Annotated in this window: 22 protein-coding genes; 4 read left to right on the top strand and 18 right to left on the bottom strand. The window is 66.4% G+C overall.

Annotated features, from left to right (window positions below):
• Positions 1 to 135 precede the first annotated feature (135 nt).
• Entirely contained in the window at positions 136 to 702 is a 567-nt protein-coding gene (locus AB0J80_RS36270) for a hypothetical protein (RefSeq protein ID WP_364714102.1), read from the top strand.
• A gap of 995 nt (positions 703 to 1,697) precedes the next feature.
• Complete coding sequence (locus AB0J80_RS36265) at positions 1,698 to 2,240, top strand: CYTH domain-containing protein (protein ID WP_364714101.1); 543 nt, start codon at positions 1,698 to 1,700, stop codon at positions 2,238 to 2,240.
• Here AB0J80_RS36265 and tmk read toward each other — a convergent pair.
• From tmk to AB0J80_RS36230, 7 genes are all read right to left on the bottom strand, one after another.
• Positions 2,237 to 2,836, bottom strand: coding sequence for a dTMP kinase (gene tmk / locus AB0J80_RS36260; protein ID WP_364714099.1), 600 nt, complete (start codon positions 2,834 to 2,836; stop codon positions 2,237 to 2,239). The two genes, AB0J80_RS36265 and tmk, sit on opposite strands and share 4 nt — an antisense overlap.
• Positions 2,833 to 4,236 carry a radical SAM protein gene (locus AB0J80_RS36255; protein ID WP_364714097.1) on the bottom strand — a complete coding sequence of 468 codons (1,404 nt, stop codon included), beginning with the start codon at positions 4,234 to 4,236 and terminating at the stop codon, positions 2,833 to 2,835. The genes tmk and AB0J80_RS36255 overlap by 4 nt, the downstream gene beginning before the upstream one ends.
• A 52-nt stretch (positions 4,237 to 4,288) precedes the next feature.
• Complete coding sequence (locus tag AB0J80_RS36250; protein ID WP_364714095.1) at positions 4,289 to 5,089, bottom strand: hypothetical protein; 801 nt, start codon at positions 5,087 to 5,089, stop codon at positions 4,289 to 4,291.
• A gap of 892 nt (positions 5,090 to 5,981) precedes the next feature.
• On the bottom strand, positions 5,982 to 7,124 hold the full coding sequence (tgmC, locus tag AB0J80_RS36245) for an ATP-grasp peptide maturase system methyltransferase (RefSeq protein WP_364714093.1): 1,143 nt from the start codon (positions 7,122 to 7,124) through the stop codon (positions 5,982 to 5,984).
• Entirely contained in the window at positions 7,114 to 8,058 is a 945-nt protein-coding gene (gene tgmB / locus AB0J80_RS36240) for an ATP-grasp ribosomal peptide maturase (RefSeq protein ID WP_364714092.1), read from the bottom strand. The genes tgmC and tgmB overlap by 11 nt, the downstream gene beginning before the upstream one ends.
• The gene (gene tgmA / locus AB0J80_RS36235) at positions 8,058 to 8,282 is read right to left on the bottom strand and encodes a putative ATP-grasp-modified RiPP (protein ID WP_364714090.1); all 225 of its coding nucleotides are present in this window, start codon (positions 8,280 to 8,282) and stop codon (positions 8,058 to 8,060) included. Before tgmA ends, tgmB begins: the two co-directional genes overlap by 1 nt.
• 161 nt (positions 8,283 to 8,443) lie before the next feature.
• Positions 8,444 to 8,713 carry a hypothetical protein gene (locus AB0J80_RS36230; RefSeq protein WP_364714089.1) on the bottom strand — a complete coding sequence of 90 codons (270 nt, stop codon included), beginning with the start codon at positions 8,711 to 8,713 and terminating at the stop codon, positions 8,444 to 8,446.
• 277 nt (positions 8,714 to 8,990) lie between these two features.
• On the opposite strand from AB0J80_RS36230, the gene AB0J80_RS36225 reads away from it, so the two are divergent.
• Entirely contained in the window at positions 8,991 to 9,809 is an 819-nt protein-coding gene (locus AB0J80_RS36225) for a helix-turn-helix transcriptional regulator (protein ID WP_364714087.1), read from the top strand.
• Positions 9,806 to 10,030, top strand: coding sequence for a DUF397 domain-containing protein (locus AB0J80_RS36220; RefSeq protein WP_364714085.1), 225 nt, complete (start codon positions 9,806 to 9,808; stop codon positions 10,028 to 10,030). Before AB0J80_RS36225 ends, AB0J80_RS36220 begins: the two co-directional genes overlap by 4 nt.
• A 71-nt stretch (positions 10,031 to 10,101) precedes the next feature.
• Here AB0J80_RS36220 and AB0J80_RS36215 read toward each other — a convergent pair whose 3' ends face one another.
• The 11 genes from AB0J80_RS36215 to AB0J80_RS36165 all read right to left on the bottom strand — a co-directional run bounded on the left by AB0J80_RS36215 (position 10,102) and on the right by AB0J80_RS36165 (position 16,082).
• A complete protein-coding gene (locus AB0J80_RS36215; protein WP_364714083.1) occupies positions 10,102 to 11,091 on the bottom strand; it encodes a hypothetical protein in 990 nt (329 codons plus the stop codon).
• A 51-nt stretch (positions 11,092 to 11,142) separates the two neighbouring features.
• On the bottom strand, positions 11,143 to 11,490 hold the full coding sequence (locus AB0J80_RS36210; RefSeq protein WP_364714082.1) for a hypothetical protein: 348 nt from the start codon (positions 11,488 to 11,490) through the stop codon (positions 11,143 to 11,145).
• Positions 11,487 to 11,831, bottom strand: coding sequence for a hypothetical protein (locus AB0J80_RS36205; RefSeq protein ID WP_364714080.1), 345 nt, complete (start codon positions 11,829 to 11,831; stop codon positions 11,487 to 11,489). The genes AB0J80_RS36210 and AB0J80_RS36205 overlap by 4 nt, the downstream gene beginning before the upstream one ends.
• A gap of 12 nt (positions 11,832 to 11,843) precedes the next feature.
• Positions 11,844 to 13,127, bottom strand: a complete 1,284-nt coding sequence (locus AB0J80_RS36200) for a hypothetical protein (RefSeq protein WP_364714078.1) — start codon at positions 13,125 to 13,127, stop codon at positions 11,844 to 11,846.
• Between the two features lie 121 nt (positions 13,128 to 13,248).
• Positions 13,249 to 13,545: a hypothetical protein gene (locus AB0J80_RS36195; protein ID WP_364714077.1), complete on the bottom strand. Its 297-nt coding sequence runs from the start codon at positions 13,543 to 13,545 to the stop codon at positions 13,249 to 13,251.
• Entirely contained in the window at positions 13,536 to 14,174 is a 639-nt protein-coding gene (locus AB0J80_RS36190; protein WP_364714075.1) for a toprim domain-containing protein, read from the bottom strand. The genes AB0J80_RS36195 and AB0J80_RS36190 overlap by 10 nt, the downstream gene beginning before the upstream one ends.
• Entirely contained in the window at positions 14,056 to 14,361 is a 306-nt protein-coding gene (locus tag AB0J80_RS36185) for a CHC2 zinc finger domain-containing protein (RefSeq protein WP_364714106.1), read from the bottom strand. Before AB0J80_RS36185 ends, AB0J80_RS36190 begins: the two co-directional genes overlap by 119 nt.
• A 74-nt stretch (positions 14,362 to 14,435) precedes the next feature.
• Positions 14,436 to 14,708, bottom strand: coding sequence for a hypothetical protein (locus tag AB0J80_RS36180; RefSeq protein WP_364714073.1), 273 nt, complete (start codon positions 14,706 to 14,708; stop codon positions 14,436 to 14,438).
• Positions 14,709 to 14,726: 18 nt separating this feature from the next.
• The gene (locus AB0J80_RS36175) at positions 14,727 to 15,101 is read right to left on the bottom strand and encodes a hypothetical protein (protein WP_364714071.1); all 375 of its coding nucleotides are present in this window, start codon (positions 15,099 to 15,101) and stop codon (positions 14,727 to 14,729) included.
• A complete protein-coding gene (locus AB0J80_RS36170; RefSeq protein ID WP_364714069.1) occupies positions 15,094 to 15,252 on the bottom strand; it encodes a hypothetical protein in 159 nt (52 codons plus the stop codon). Before AB0J80_RS36170 ends, AB0J80_RS36175 begins: the two co-directional genes overlap by 8 nt.
• Positions 15,249 to 16,082, bottom strand: coding sequence for an AAA family ATPase (locus tag AB0J80_RS36165; protein ID WP_364714068.1), 834 nt, complete (start codon positions 16,080 to 16,082; stop codon positions 15,249 to 15,251). The genes AB0J80_RS36170 and AB0J80_RS36165 overlap by 4 nt, the downstream gene beginning before the upstream one ends.
• Positions 16,083 to 16,160: the final 78 nt, after the last annotated feature.

Below are 16,160 nucleotides of genomic sequence, written 5' to 3'. Positions count from 1 at the left end.
TGACCGCAATCCTCTCACGTTGTTTCAACATCCCACAAGCAACGGCCCCGGTCAGGCTGCCACCTGCCTGGGGCGAACCGCCACTGGAGGGCAAGTCCAAATGAGAGAGGCTACCGCTTCAGGACGGGGTCCGCGATGAGCATCGAGGCGATCAACTGGGTGCTCACTCAGGCTCCTGACCTGAAGCCTCACCTATTCCCCGTGCTGCTCGGGATGGCGAACCATGCCCACCCGGACGGCACTGGCGCGTACGCCAGCATTCCGACGCTGGCCGGTTACGCCCGCAAGACCGAGCGCGCCGTCATCAACGATGTTCAAGAGTTGCTCGGCGAAGCGAAGCCGAAGAAGGTCAAGCAGAGGGACGGCTCGTACCTTGTCGTTGAGCCTGAGCAGGTTCAGCTCATCGAACGCGGCGACCAGCGCCTGGTCGCCCATATCCCCGTCGACCGCCGGCCCGTCGTCTACAACCTCTTGATGCACAAGCGGCGGGACGGCGGTGTCATCCAGCCGACCCCACGCCCGCAGTCCGGCAGGTCGGCGATCGTTCCTGGTCAACCGACCGCTGGCGGCACGGGCTCCACCTTCACGGGTGGCGCGGCTAGGCCAGTTGGTAGAGCGAATCAGTGCAAGATCCATCCCGGCTGGTTCGCCCACAACTGTGGGGGCTGCAAGGTTGACGCGCTCGTGGGAGGTGCCGCATGAAGGTTGAGGCATTCGCTCGCGGCGCCGTCATCAGCGCCCTGGGAGCAGGGGCCGGCTGGATCTCGCTCTCGCACGTCTACAAGTTCGTCATGCAGCACAGCGCGCCTGGGACGCACTGGTCGACGGGCGTAATCGTGGCCGCCGTGAGTGAACTGATGCCGCTTGGCGTCATGCTGCATCTGCGTGGACAGAAGGCGGCTGGCAAGGCGGTGAGCAAGCTGGCCTGGGTCATGCTTCTGTTGGCCGGCGCGTTTTCGCTGTGGGCTCAGGTAGCCACGGCGGACCCTGGCGTCACGGGTTGGGCAGTTGCCGCGTTCCCCACTCTTGCTTTCATGGGGCTCGTCAAGCTGATGCTCGGCTCGAGCGGGGTTGGGTCTAGCGAACTTCAGCCCGCAGAGCGTCTCGTTGAGCCGTGTGGGTCAAGCGGCGTAGCTGCCGCGGAGGCCCCTGCCCGACCGACCCCCGTTGAGATGTCGCCGATCGAAGATGATCAAAGCGGGCGGATCGAGTCGGCTACCGGGCCGGTGGCTAGCCCGCCGCCCTCGACTGCCCCTGGGCGTAGTCGGAACCCTCGGCGCGCGGTGCCGCGTGCTGAAAGAGCAGCACGTGTGCGGGCGGCACGTAAGGAGTTGGAGGCGGAACTCGGTCGGCCCGCCACACAGACCGAGGTGGGGGCGAGGGCTGGAGTGAGTGGATCTACGGTGAGCCGCATCGAGCATCCGCCGGCGGGCAAGGTCGCTGCTCTCGCGTCTGTCACTGATCTGCCTAGGCGCCAAGAGGTGATCAGTGGCGAAGAGCCTCTGCCGGCTGGTCGGGGTGTCGTGCCCGCAACTGCCGGCAGAGCGTAAGTGCTGGGTCGCGGCAGGCAGGTTATAGGTCTTGCCCGTTCGGAGTACCGCCGGGCAGGCTGCCCGAGGCAGAAAAGGACGAATCCCCTAGGCTCTCTCGATCAGCATCCGGTACGGTTCCGCAACCACGGACGGGAGAGGTGCAGCGTGAGCGGCGAGGTCGAGGTCAAGTACCGCGTGATAGATCCCGAGGTCTTGCACAAGGCGCTGGCTGCCCGCGGCATCGAGCTTTCGCCGCCGAGCGTGCAGGACGATCAAGCGTATGCACCGTGCTCATGGTCTGCCGGTGAGTCACGCATTGGGGTGACGTTCGTGCGCCTGCGGGCGCAGGACGGCCGCTGCACGTTCACCACGAAGACCCCAGTCGACAACGTTCTGGCGTGCGTGGAACACGAGACTGTGGTCGACGACCGCGACCAGATGCACCAGGCGATCATGGCGATGGGTTACGTGCCCACCGTCCGGTTTCGCAAGACCCGCCGCACTGCCGCCGCCGACAGCTACGCGCTGTGCGTCGATGAGGTCGACGGCTTGGGCGCCTTCCTGGAGGTGGAGGCCCTGACGCGGGACACCGATGACATGGCGCGGGTTCAGCGCGAGCTGGCCGCCTGGGTCGACGCCCTTGGTGTCGCGGTGGAGCGAACTGGCGAGACCTACGACCAGCTCGTCCGCTCCACCGCGACGTCCTAAGCGCTTTCGCCGGCCTGCACGACGAGTGCGTGGACTTCCGCAGTGACTGCCTGGGCGTCACGGCCACCAATGTCGATCGTGGCGACAGGGTGACCCGCTTGGCGGAGCTTGCCGATGAGGTTGCGGTAGCTGGTGTGCTCTTGCGGCGAGGCGCCATGGAATCGGCTGTAGGTGCCACGGGCTGACGCTCTGGCCCGACAACGTGTGGGGTCGCCCGTAAGGATGATCGTCAGGTCGGGTTTGGTAATCGCGGCGTTGAGCGACCAGATGAAGTCTTCGGGTACGCCGTCGAGGTGTTGCAGTACCAGCGACGAGGGCAGGTAGCGGTCGCACACCACTACATGACCGGCGTCGAGCGCGGGCCGGATCGTGGCGTCGAGGTGGTGGTAGCGGTCCGCGGTGACCAGGCAGGCGAGGCTGTACCCGCGGAACCGCTCTGTGCCGGTGCGGGCGAGGTGTCCGATCACCCCGTCGGATGGTTCGCGGGTGGCGATGGCCCGGCGGCCCTCGGCGTTGAGTCGTTCGGTGAGCCGTTTGGTCACGGTGCTCTTGCCGACTCCGCTGGGGCCGTCCAGGACGACGAACAGGCCGGTCATGCCGGCACGCTGCGGGTGTACTGCTCGCGCGAGAGGTCGGCGAGATGCTGGCGGACGACGGAGACCGGCGTTTCGCCGAACTGGATGCCGACGCTGAAGTTGAACTCGTCGCGGGCGCGCATGGCTTCGTCGGCGCCGTTCGCGGTGAGGTCCACTGCCCCATAGGCCAGTAGTTGATCTGCGGTGTAGCGTCCGGTAGCCATCAGCCGCGTCCACTCCGGGGTGCCGGGGTAGGGGCGAAACTCGAACACGCTGGCCCGGAACCTGCCGGGGAGGCGATCGGTGAGGTCCCACAGCTCGCGGACCAGGGTCACCGTGTCGTTCAACTCAGCTTCGGTTTCGTCGGGGAAGCCGAGGATGAAGTAGCCCTTGACGTTGATGCCGCGCTCGCCGAGGCGCTGCACGACGTCGCGGATCATCGCCGGATTGATGCGCTTGTCGATGTACTGGAGCATGCGCTCGTTGCCAGACTCGATACCCAGGGCCACCTCGCGTAGCCCGTTGGTGACGAGCGTGTCCAGCGCGGCATCGGGCAGACGATTGAGGACGTTGATACGGCCGGTCGCGTCCCAGACCGCCCACGAGCCGACCCGATCGGCGGTGAAGGCGGCCATCATGGTGTCGATGACGCGGCGGGCGCCGAGGAACAGGTCGTCTACGAACCGGAAAGCGGTCACGCCGTAGGCGTCGCGGAGGGCGTGCATCTCGCCGAGGATGTTGTAGGGGCGGCGCACGCGGATGGTGACGTCAGGGTTGGCGGACACTGCGGCGCCGCAGAACGAGCAGTCGTAGGGGCAGCCGCGGGCACCGACCATGTTCGCCTCGATGCGGCCGTCTTCGGCCACGCGGGGGTCTTGGGTCAGGTAGCGGCGGTCCACGTACGGCAGACGGTCGATGTCCGGCGCAAGGTGGTGGCCTGCGCCGGCTCGCCCGCCCGCAACGGGGGTCTTGAGGATCGGGTCGATCCACATGACTCCGGGCAGGTCGGCGCGGTTGCGGTGGTCTTGCAAGAGTTCGACGACGCGCGTCTCGGCCTCGCCGATGACCAGGGCACTAACGTTGCGCATCCGGGGGTCGGTCAGGATCTCGACGGCCATGGCCTTGGCATGGTGGCCTCCGACCATGATCCGAATGTCGGCGTCCAGGCGCTCGGCGATCACCGCGCTGATCTCGTAGGTCGGGGCCAGCAGATTCAATCCGACCCAGCGGGGCCGCAGGGTGTTCGCAATGGCCACGGCCTCATCGACCGGGAGTCCGTGGGCTTCGGCGTCCAGGACTGCCACGTTGAAGCCGCAGGTCGCGGCATAGGTGGCGATGTAGGCCATGCCGAGGACAGGAAGGGTGAAGTCGTTGACTCTGGGCCGTCGGGCGTAGTCGCGCAGTGGCGCGTTGATGAACAACAGGTCGAGTGGGCGGGTCAGGTCCCCGCCCGCGACATGCCGAGTGGCGGGGCTATCCAGGTTGCTCTTGCAGGGGTGTGACACGTGTACCTCCCCAGGCCAGCGTGAGTAGCGTCAATGCGCCAAGGTCTTCTCCGGCGCCGTGACGCCAGAGAGCGGCGAACTCGGGCTCGTCGTCGGGCCAATCGGCGTCGGGCACAGCGCGCCGAGCCCACGTCCGAACCGCAAGATCGGAGTAGGGGTAGACAGAGAAGTCGCCGGTGAAGTCGGCGACGGCCGCACCCGCCGTCCACGGGCCGATGCGGTGAACGTCTTGCAGGGCTTTCACGAGCACCGCGGGGGCAAGCTGCTCCCACTCACGGCCTTGTCTGATCACGGCTTCTGCGGCGGCCATGAGCGCGGGCAGCTTGAACGCCATGCCCAGTTCGGCGAACGCGGCACCCGGCAGGCCGAGAACAACCTCGGGTGCCGGGAAGAGCCACCCGGCGCCATGTCGCCCGTCGACCCGCTCGCCATGGGCGCGACAGAACCGTTGGTACATCTGGCGCGCCTGAGCTGCGCGGATGACCTGCCGGATGATCGCGGTTCCGAGCGCGTCCCACAGGTCGCCGTTACGGACCCGAACCACCGGAGCAATCGTCGACACCGCCGCGCTGAGATCCTGGAATGGTCCCGCCAGCTCGATGCCCCTGATCTCATCGAGAGGTGGCTGCTGAACTGCGCTCGGCTCGATCAGCAGACCCCCATGCGGCGGTGCATCGAGGTGCCACGTTCGGCCGGCGTACCGCATGACGCGGTGAGCGCCTACGGCGTCGTTCCACCAGGCTGGGTGATCTTGCATCAGCGTTACCACGGTGCCTCCTCTGGCTGTATGCAGCTGTCTACCGGACGAGGCTGGGCGCGCAAGTTGCCCCTTCGCCTCGTTCGGTGGACTGTGCCGCCCGCAGCTTCGTCGGGTCAGCGTGGACGCGCGCCTGACGGACGTCGCTCTACGCAAATGACCAGCTCAGCCACCACACCGGATCGCGGATCTTGGTCGAGCAGAGGGGGTCGATGTCCATGTGAGAATTCCTTCGGGTTCACCGCGGAGAAGCGGCCTCTGCGCCGCAGCGGGCTCTACATCCCGTCCGGTTGCCTATTGCGTCTCAGGGCGTGGCGGTCGGGCGGGTGCCAGTAGCAGGGCCAGAAACCTCGGGCAGCGCGGCGAGTCCGTGTCGCAGCCGTTCGAGCGTCACGGCGTCGCGCGCCCACACGGATGGACCGGGAGCCGGCGGGTGCTTCAGGCTTGAGGGAAGGTGGCTTCCGGGCTGACGCCGCACCAATCCCGGCGGAGTTGGCGCGCCCCAGTCGCCATGAACGGCGCTCATGTCTTGTCTCCGTGAGTCCCGCGACACACCTTGCACAGCGCTCGGACCGCGTCGCTCGGCTTCAGGTCGGAAGGCTCGTACGGGTGCGGCCGGTAGGGAACCGCCTCGATGACCCCGTAAGGCGTAGTGCCTGGGTTGGCGCAGACATCAAATTGGTGTCCCGGATATTCCTTCCGGATCGCGTCGATGGGTTGCGCCAAGCCGTTGCCGCCATCCCTGCAACTCGGAGCGTGGATGACTACGGCGGATGGGTAGTGACGCAGCGTCATGACCCGTGCCGTCCGCGCACGGACTCCATTGGATTCTCCTATCCATCTTTGGCGGTATCGCCGCACGTCGTGCGCTAGACCGCGGCTTGGAGGACTGGCTGCACAAGGATCAGGCGGGATCGCGCCACTGGATATTGGCCGGATCGTCGAGCCAGAACTCGTGCGCGCCGTTCCGGGTGACGGTCAAGCCCATCCGTTCGCGGTTCGGCTGATCCACGTCGGTCCACTGCTGATGTACGGACTCGACCTCATCCCACAGGTTGCGGGTGCCGTACTGCTCGACCGTGCCGGCCGCGTCCTCAACGACGGCCCAGGAGCCGTCCGGGGCGAACAGCCACAGTTGTTCGTGACCGCCGTCGGGCGTAAAGCCGGTCCAGGTGACACCGCAAACCCGCAGAGCGATCCACAGACCGGCATGCGGATGGGTGAGAACGTCTCCGCGCAGCCGGGTCGGCCGGGTCACGCCCTTCTGTCCGAGCGCGGTGGACAGGGCGTCCGCCGTCATGGTGACCTCGCGGGTGGGCATGAAGCCGCCGAACTGCGCGAGGAAGTGGCCGCGGGCCTGGCCGCCCTGCACGATCAGCCGCACCAACGGACCGCCGCCCAGATCGCGCCACAGGCTCGCCACGATGAGGCCGCCATCCACGGTCTGCTCGACCCAGGCACGCGGAATGGTCGGGAACGACGCGGTGGCGATCACCCGGTCGTAGGGAGCACGGTCCGGCCAGCCCGCGGCGCCGTCGCCGGTCACGACGGTGGGCAGGTAACCCAGTCCCCGCAGGCGGTCACGAGCTACGTCGGTCACCTGCTGGTCGACTTCCACGCTGGTCACCTGACGGTCGCCGAGGCGATGGCACAGCAGGGCAGCGTTGTACCCCGTGCCGGTGCCGATCTCCAGCACCCGCTCGCCGCCGGTCAAGGAGAGGGCCTCCAGCATCGAGGCCATCAGGCCCGGTTGGGTGGAACTTGAGGTCCCCAGGCCCTTGCGCGGTTCGGCGGCCGGGTCCGGGTCGACCTTGCCGTCGAGCTGCGTCGTGAGCGTGGTGTCCGCGTACACCATGGGCAGGTATTCCGCGGAGCTGCTGTCGATGGCCCGCCAGCGGCCGTCGGGGGTCGGCACGAAGAAGGCCGGCAGGAACGCAGCCCGGGGCACGCCCTTGAAGGCGTCAATCAGGTGCGGGTCGGTCAGCTCTCCGGCGTCGTACAGGGACGCGGTGAGGGCGGCGCGTTCCTCGGCGTGGTTAGTGGACACGGCTCTTGCCCTCCAAGGCATCAGCGATAGCGGCGGCGATAGGAAGCTGGGTTTCGTCTTCCAGCCACGCGAACTGTCCGTTCGGGTTGGCCTCGATGAAGACGTGTTCACCCTCCGGGGTGACGATCATGTCGATCGCGGCGAAGCGCAGGTGCATGGCGTGCAGGAGGCCGCGCAGCTTCACCGTGACGGTGTTCGGCAGCTCGGCGACCGAGTACGTCAGGTTCTTGTAGTCCGAGCGCCAGTCGCACCGTCCGCGCTCCGAGTGAGCATCGATGCGTGCGGTGAAGAACTGCCCGTCGACAGCGGTGATCCGCAGCTCGTATGCCTTCTCGATCCGTTCCTGGAACAGGTGTGCGGTGAGCCGGACCCCGTCGTCGATCTTGTCCGGGTCGACCCGCGAGGCGTACAGCACCTGCCCGTCGGACAGTAGACCGCTCGTGAACGGCTTGTAGATGACCTGTTCGTGGGCCTTGGCGAAGGCCCGAGCCTCGTCGGGGTCGCTGGTGATCAGCGAGGCTGGGATGGAGAGCCCGACACGGGCGGCGATCACGAGTTGCAGAGGCTTGTGTTCGGCAGAGCGGATGGCGTCGGGAGAGTTCAACCACGGCAGGGTCGCCAGCACCCCGCGGAGTCCGGTGTTCGCTTCCCGCTCGACCCACTCGTGCTCCGGCACCGTCGGGTCAATCTCGGTGCGGGTAGGGCGGCGCCACCAGGCGCAGCCTACGTCGAGGAGATCGAGCGTCCGGGTGGCGGATCGCAGATGCCCAGTCCAGGAGGACCCGGACCGGGCGCTCAGCGACAGCGAGCCGGGGAAGTCGCCGGGGTTGCAGCGGAACACCCGCACGCCCCGACGGTTCAACTCCACGATCACGGTGTCCGCGGTCACGTCGAACTCTTCGGTGAAGACGGCGACATCCCGGCCCACGGCCATCAGTCCTCTCGGTAATCCTGGTCGCTGTCGGACCCGCCCTTGTTGTCCTGGCTGGCAGTGTTCGTCGAGGTCGTGCCGCTCGTGTGCCGCAGGACCGGCAGAGTCGTGCCGCCCTCCGTCACCATGCTGATCTGCCGGTCGGGGTCGTAGTGGACGGTCGACATGTCGACCAGGGTCGGGGTGGCGGGGATGGCGTGGCGCAGGCCATACGCGAGCTGCGTCATGAACTTCCTTTCTGGATCAATGGGAGGGGCCAAGGAGGCGGGGTCACCGCGCGGAAGGGTCGGGTCCGAGGCACATATGCAGCGGAGGTCTGTGCCAAGTGCTGGCGATCCGCTCCCCTATTTCTCCGAATGGCGGCGCCGCGCGTGCTCGACTGCGGTGCTTACGCCGCATTGCCCCGGGACCGATTGAGCTGCGCGGGCGTCATGTTCCCAACGCGGCCCACCTGCTCGTACGCCTGGGTCTGCCACTGGTGCACGCTCACCACTGGCGCCCAGGCCCCGATGCGGTCGAAGCGTACGGAGTTCAGCCGCTTGCGCAGACGCTCCTTCTTCGCCTCGTCGCACGGCCACTGCACACCGCAGGCCGCACAGCGCCGCAGACGCCACCAGGCGAGCCGCTCCCACCATGCGTATGCGCGGGGGTAGTGCATTGGGATCACCTCAAGCGTGAGTCAGGCGGGCGGGTAGGTCTGCACCGGAGAACCTGCGACGCAAAGATCGACTTGCATCCATCGATCGGCGTATGCAAGACCGTACGCTTAGCAAGGTCGGTGTGCAAGGTCGCACAGACTGCAAACGCGAAAGTGGGATGCAGGGGTACGGCGTGTGTGCGAAATTTGCAAGACTGGGCGCCACGTTGCGCAACCGTCGCAGCATGCACAGGAGGTGACAGTGGGCTCAGCCAGCAGCCGTAGCCTTGGCGCCGCCTTGCGCAAGTTGCGGACCCAGCATGATCCGCCGCTCACGCTGGACGACGTTGCGAAGCACATGGAGTGGTCACAGTCAAAGGTGTCCCGCATCGAGCGCGGGCTGATCGGTGTGCACCCCCGTGATGTGCGTGCACTGGCCACCTTCTATGGCACCGACGATCAAGACGTGGTGGACACCATGGTCAGGCTGGCTACCGCTGGCCGGCGTCGCAATGACTGGCACCAGTACACAGATGTTCTGCCCAGGCAGTTCGCGACCTACCTGGGCTTGGAGCCGGAAGCGCAGAGCCTGCACTCATGGGAGCCGAACTTCGTTCCCGGGCTGCTGCAAACCGAGGCATATGCACGCGCACTGGTCGTCGTCTACCGCAAGGGGCAGAATGAGGGTGAGGTGGAGCGGCGAGTTGAGGCGCGCATGGAGCGTCAAGCGCTACTGAGAGGGCCAGATGCGCCGCTTCTGCATGCGATCATCGGCGAGAGCGTCTTGCATCAGATCGTCGGCGACCGGCAGGTGACGCGAGATCAGCTCGCGCACTTGGTGGATGTCGCGAACCGTCCGAACGTTGACGTGCAGGTTGTACCGTGGGCGGCTGGTGCGTTCATGCCAACCGAGGGCGGCTTCCAGCTCTTGCGGTTCGCCGACGATGCCGCTGGCGAGGTCGTCTGTGTTGACCTGCGCACGCAAGTGCAGTATGTCGACAAGCCAGCCGAGGTAGGCGCCTACCGAGACGCCTGGGAAGATGTACTAGCGAAGGCTCTGCCACCGCAGGACTCGGTCACTTTGATCAGGGCGGCAGCCGAGGAGTTGGGGTCATGAACAAGAAGACGTACGCCGAGACGTTCGACCGCGATGCGGTCATCTGGCGCACGGGCAGCCGCACCAATGGCGGCGGCAACTGCGTCCAAGTAACCGACCTGCCGGACGGTGGATTCGCCGTTCGGGACAGCAAGGACCCGGACGGACCGATCCTGTTCTTCACGCCTGGCGAGCGTGATGCGTTCGTCGCGGGCGTGAAGGACGAAGGGCTGCTCGGCTGACCGAGCAAGCCATAACGACGAAAGAGCCCCGGCTGGCAGCGATGCCAGCCGGGGCTCCTTGTCATGCGCGACTACCGTGCGTGGTTGCACGCCACTGGGCGGAGGTCTGCCGCTAGCGGCGCCATCCTGTAGGCGCGGCTGAGGGCGGCAAGACCATCGGCCTTCGGAGTGAGGGTGGCCCACTCGGGGTTGCTGTTGAAGTAGATCAGGGCCTCCAGGTGCGGGCCGCCTTCGGACTGCATCCGGTCCACGGCTGTCGGGATGCCTGCAAGCCACGCCGCCTGGCTGCCGAGCGAGGCGGCGGTGCCGTACTCCGCGATGATCGCGGGCTTGCGGAGCCAGCGCGGATCAAGATCGGCCACGGCCCACACCTTGGTGCGGTTGAGGACCGCGTAAGGGTCGCGGTGACTGCCGTGGTTGTAGGCGTTCCACTGGAGCCGATCGACCAGCGGGGCGAGGCTGGCCGGGTGCATTCGGCGGAACGCGGCACGGTCGAAGCCACCCATCCCTACTGAGAAGGTCACACCCTGCGGCAGGCCGGCGTCGAGAAGGTAGCTGATCATGTACTTGACTGCCCGGACAGCGCGAGTGTCCGACTCAGCCCACGTGTAGGTCCGGCCGCAGTCGGTGGTGCCGAACTCGTGGTCGGTGTCGAACTCCGACGCGACCTGAAGGTTGATCATCTCAGGGTGAGGCATGGCGCGGAGCTGGGTGAGTAGCCGATCGAGCAGCGGATCGAGCTGGCCCGAGGTGACCTGGTCGTAGCCGTAGGCCGGAACGCCCTTACCGTCGCGACGCTGGATAAGCATCGACGGTGCCGGGACAGTTCGGTCGTTGAGCTTCTGCGGGCCGAGCTTGGCGCCGTAGTGCTTCAACTCCACGACGACATTGAGCAGGGTGTCGCGGTCGAGCTGGTTGATCCAGTCGGCCTTCCAGCCAGGCAGCAGGTTGGCGTCCGCAAGGCTGCGGTACTGGGTGATGGCGCGGACGTTGCCGATCGTGGCGGCGTCGGCGCGAATGTCGGCGTTGCCGCCCAGGTAGTAGCCGGGTCGAACTGACAATGTGGGATTCCTTCGGTTTGGCTGTGACAGGCTAGTATCGAAACTTCACACTTATTCGCCGTTGAGGCAGGCGACGATGCGTCCGATGCCCGAGTCGATGCGCTCGGTCGCCGACTGGCGGCGGATGCCGAGAGCCACGCCGATCGCGGTGTGTGGGAGGTCGAGGGCGTAGCGGAAGAACAGCGCATGCCGCTCGGCGAGGGTCAGCGGAGCGCTGTGCCAGGCGGTGTGGATGTCCGCGAGGTGGGCGTACAGGGTGTTCGACTGCTTGGGGTTGGGCTTGGCTCGGGGCATGTCCGGGTCCGGGGCGGTCGGGTTGGTCATTCCGCGTGCGGCGTCGCGGTCCCAGACCGCCGGCATGAGCTGCTCCACCAGTTCCCGTGTGTAGGCGCCGCTCACCAGGTGCCGTCCTTGACGGTTTCCACGAGCTGGTCGCGGCTGTAGGTCTTGCCTGACCGGGAGACCTCGACCTTGACCTTGTCGTACAGCTTCGAGCGCACCCACACATACAGGTGAGACAGCTCGCCTTGGCGAAGGTAGTTGCGGATGACGTCCGGGTTGGTGGCGCAGATGATGAAACCCTCCTGCACCAGGTCGTCAGCATCAAGGTGGACCTGTGATCCACTCGCCACGGCGACACGGTGCGCGGCCATTTCGACGCGGCTGCGGACGCCGGGCATCTCGAGGACCGACCAGTCCAGGACGGAAGCTCCGGTGATGATTTCGGGGGCAGTGGTCACGGTGCGGATCTCCTAACGGATGGTCTCGATGAGGTTGGTCTCGCCGTCCTTGGTCAGAGCCAAGACGAGGCCCGGGGCGCCCGTGGTGCCCTTCGCGTGTCGCCACCAGGTCGACTCGCTCTCCAGCGCGGGAGGCTGAATGAAGATGCGCTCGCCGTCTGTGTCGACGTGCAGGTGGTGCAGGTGGCCGGCGAGTAGGAGGTTGACCTGGTGCATCGGGCTGGCCGCGTTGAAGCTCTGGCCCTTCCACCACTCGAAATGTTTTCCGGGTCGGAACTGGTGGCCGTGTACGTGGCCGACCACCGTCCCGGCAACGTCGATCACCACTGACAGCTCGTCGGTCTCGGGGACGTAGAAGTCGACGTGGTCGAAGACGCCTGGGTGCAGCTTGACGGCGTCGGCGACTGCGATCAGCGACTCCGTGTCGTGCGAGTCGTCGTAGCGGGTGACGCCCTTGCCGTTGAATCTGACCGCTTCGCCGTGGTTGCCCGGCACCGCTGCCATCGTGAGCCGGCTCGCCAGCGGTGCGAAGACCAGCAGGGCGTGGAGCATGAGTCGGCGGGTCAGCCGGATCTGCTCGTTCAACGTGAGCTGGGTTCGCCAGGTGTTAGCGCCGCCCTGGCTGACGAAGCCCTCGATGTGGTCGCCGAGCCAGGCGATATGCACATGCCCGATGTCGTAGAGCTGGCCGTATGCGAGCAGCTTCTCGGCCGCCTTGTTGATGCAGTCGATCGAGCGGGCCAGCGTGCCGGCGGGGCCGTCGCCGTCCAGCTTGCCGAGCTGCATGTCGCCGAGTGCGACGATGAAGCCGTGGTCGCCCGTCGGCAGGTGGCCCTTCGGCTCGTAGGTCTGCACCGCTGCAAGCAGCTCGTCCAGGACGAGGGCTGGCCGCTCGGTGGGCTGGCCTACCCGCTTGAAGGTGTACTTGGTGGATACGCCGGGCTCACCGTTCGGTCGGGTCCATTCGCTGACCTTGAAGCCGGTGGCCTCCCAGTCGGCGGGGTCCAGGCCCTGCTCGATCAGTACGCCGGTCGCGGCGTCCTCGGCGGCCCGCGCTTCGGCATGTACGGTCACTTCGGCCGTGTTGCCGGACACCTCGATCTGCCGGGTGAAGTCGCGTTCGAGAGCGTGTCGGCTCGGCATCGCGGGGCCTATCGGCTTTGCGAGCAGCTCGGCGAGCAGGCTCTGCGGGGCTTCCACTACTAGCTCCGATCTGACGGTAGAGACCGTCGGTACGCGCGGATGGTTGACGCGGACATGCGCGTGCCGTGCCGGGTCAAAAGGTCGGCCAGCCATTCAGCTGAGGTGCCTGCGAACAGGTGGCCGGCGAACGCCTCGCGCTCGTCGGGTGACATCGACGCCCACGCTGCGGCGAGCTTGGGTCCGGGGTTGCCAGGCATTGCCTCGGCGGGGATGCTCATGCCCAGATCACCGTGACCTTGCGGATCACCTCGGCCTCATCCGCGCGCAGCGTGATGTCGGTGCCGAAGAAGGCCCAGTAGGCGTCCTCGCCGTCGCCGTCGTGATCCCGGTATTGGCCAAGCTTGATGGCGCCGAAGCGTTCCCGACCGCCAATCTCACGGACGTAGGCCAGGTCGCCGTGCACGAGTTTGGTGATGTCGTTAAGGCCGAACGCCTTGTCCAGTTCGACGTCTGAGATGGTCGGCCAGAAGCCGCCGTTTTCCCGGTGGCGTTTGATGGGGTTCACTCCCACGGCGGCGGCTCCTTTCTACCGATCAGCGCGAAGATGGCGGCAGCGCCGCCCTTGAGGTAGGTCTCGTTCACGTCTCCGTCGCGCAGTACGACACCCTTGGCCTGGCGCAGCGAGCGAGTGATCTTGTTTGTGAAGTCGGCGCCCGCGTCATCCGGATCTCCCCAGACCCAGACCTTGTTGAAGCCCGCCAGCGTGATCGCGTGGTGGCCACGCCACAGCGCGGCGCCAGGTACCGCGATGGCGTGCAGCCCGAGTTGTTCAAGCACGAGGCGGTCCAGCTCCCCCTCGGTCACATGGATCTCGGGGTGACTTTCGCGGGCCGCGTGATGGATCGACTGGACTCCGTACAGCCGGACCGGGTCGCCAGCGATCGAGTTGTATTTGCCGTGGAAGGCGGCGCGGTGGTCGTGGTCTTCGAGACACCGGAAGCGGAGTTGAAGCGCCTCGCCGTCCTTGTCCAGGTACGGGATGGCGAGCATCCCGGTGAACCTGGTGTGGCCGGGCATCGGGTCAATCACGACGCCAAGTCGGTGTGTAACCGCCGCCTCGCGGCTGATTCCGCGAGCGGTCAGATACCTTGCGGCGTCCACCGTAAGCGCTGCCTGATAGCTCGCTGTCGCTTCCTCCACCGCTTCGCGCTGCGAACTGCTGAGCGGACGCAAAGGCTCGTGCTCCCCGGAAATCGGTCTTCTCCTTTGCCATGATTAGGTCGTACGAGCTGCCGGCCTTGTCGCACGAGTGGCAACGCCAGAGCTGCTTTTCGAGGTTGATCGAGCAGCTTGGAGTGCGGTCGTCGTGCAGGGGGCACGCCACCATCGCGGTGATCCGCGAGCCGGGGATGTGCACTCCGTAGTGCTCCAGCACGGCAGCCAGATCAGGCCGCCCGATACTCATTCCGGCAGCCGCGTCCAGGTGGTTTCGGCCTTCTCGATCCAGCGCTCGACCTCGATTTCGCCGAACAGCTCGTAGCTGCCGCAGTGAAGGTGGTTGGTCCGGCTGTTGATCTCCTGAGTAGTGACGGTCTTGGCCGCGCCGGGCGTGCTGTACGGGCCGCAGTCAACCTCGAAGGAGCGGGCCGCGTCTTGAACGTCACGCCACTTGTTCTTGCGCGCAGGCAGCTTCACGATGGCCCGCCCCCGGTACAGCTCGCCGGTCTCGCGCATGATGCGTCGTGTGATGACTCAGTCCTCCAGGCCGAAGTAATCGCGCACCGTCGTGATGACGTATGCGTCCTTCCAGTTCTTGCCGCGCGCCTTGGCTAAGACGACGCCCCGCACGTCGATAAGGTCGAGCCCTCGGGCCTTGGCGTAGTTGAGCCGTTCGGCCATCGCTTCGCGGACGAATTCGGCGGGGTGCAGAACGCCGGCCTTGGCCTCCACCACCACGTGCTGGACGTTGCGATCCATGCACTCGATGACCTTGACGACCAGGTCGCCCTCGTCGTCCTTGCCGGCCAACCGCAGGCGCTCCACGTCATGGCCGTGCTCGCGGAGACCTTTCATCAGGTCGATCTCCCACTGGGCGCCCTTGCGGCGGTTCGCTGCCGGGCTACTCATCCCAGGTCACCTGGACCTTGGCCAGTTCCAGCAGGGTGAAGATCCGCTCGGGGTTCAATCCCAGGCGCTCGGCGAAGCTGTCGACGTAGTAGTAGGCGCGGTGCTCGCCGTACTTTCGGAGTAGAGCTTCGGCGACATCTCGCTCGTTCACCGCGGAACCCCCATGATGTTTGCCCTGTTCAGCGGGCTGTTGGCGTGGAAGCGTGTGTACTCGGGCTCGCACCAGATGACCGAGTATTTGCGCGCCGTCGGGTCGCACGGACCCATGCGCTGTTTGATGCAGGCGACCCGGTACTCCATCGAGTTGGGGTCGAGAGCGACGGACAGGGACAGCTCGGGCTTCTCGCTCAGGCCGCCCTTGACCTGGTCTCGGCTCGGGGGCGCCCACGGGTCCGACTTGGCTTCCCAGCTCTTGTCGCTGGCGTGGTGCATGAGGATCACCGTCGAGCCGGTGTTGCGGGCCAGCTCGGTGGCGTTCGACATGACCGCCATCTGCTCCGTGTAGTCGGACTCGGCGCCGTCGAAGTCCATGAGGTTGTCGAACACGAGCACGCTCGGGTAGGCGTCCCACAGCTCGACGTACGCCTCAAGCTCCTGGTCAACTTTCGGCCAGGAGATCGGCGAGCCGAAGCTGAACTGGATCTTCGATGGGGCCAAGGCGTCGAGGTACTCCTGGCGGCGCGGGCCGGCCATGCCCTCTTCGACCTCTTCGGTCGTCTCCCCCATCACCATGCTGGCGAGGCGAGACGACGCTGTGAACGGGCTCATGTCGGCCGAGAAGTAGAGCGTCGGCAGATCCATCTGACTCACCCAGAACAGGGCGAAGCCCGACTTTTGGGTGCCGCTACGACCAGCCACCATGATCACGTTGCCGTGCCGCGGCCGGACCCCGCGGTTGTAGAGCGCCTCGAACGCTGGGACGCGGGGCAGCTCACGGCCAGCCTCCGCGTTCAGCGCGAGCGACCTGGAAGCGGTCAGCACTCTGGTTTACTCCCCTCCTGGAATGGGCGGGGCGGACGCATATCGAAAGTTCACAGCGTCCGCCCCGGAAGCGCGGTA

The sequence above is a fragment of the Actinoplanes sp. NPDC049548 genome (genome assembly GCF_040676695.1).
GTDB lineage: Bacteria > Actinomycetota > Actinomycetes > Mycobacteriales > Micromonosporaceae > Actinoplanes.
The sequence above is the reverse complement of the archived record's forward strand: the minus strand, read 5'-3'. Positions and strand labels throughout refer to the sequence as shown.